Source organism: Salifodinibacter halophilus (assembly GCA_012999515.1).
GTDB lineage: Bacteria > Pseudomonadota > Gammaproteobacteria > Nevskiales > Salinisphaeraceae > Salifodinibacter > Salifodinibacter halophilus.
Window position 1 is genome coordinate 1 of sequence record JABEEB010000823.1, and the last position, 231, is coordinate 231.

At 67.1% G+C, this 231-nt stretch carries 1 protein-coding gene; it reads right to left on the reverse strand.

All coding sequences use genetic code 11. The features are described 5' to 3' along the window. A partial coding sequence (locus tag HKX41_13875) for an ABC transporter ATP-binding protein (GenBank protein ID NNC25221.1) occupies positions 1–231 on the reverse strand: 231 nt, incomplete at both ends.

Below are 231 nucleotides of genomic sequence, written 5' to 3' on the forward strand. Positions count from 1 at the left end.
CCAGCCTCCTCCACGCTCACGACGCCGGGGACAGCCCGATCCGGCGGGCTCTCCACCCAGAAGGCCCGCCACTCCTCAAGCAGCGCGTCCTTCTCGTAGAACCCCAGGAACTCCCCGGCGCTCAGTAAAACCACGTAGTCCGCCAGGCGGCTCACCTCCTCCATGACGTGCGTGGCGAAGAGCACGGTGCGCTCCCCGGACTGCATGAAGGCCGAGATCTCGTCCACCATC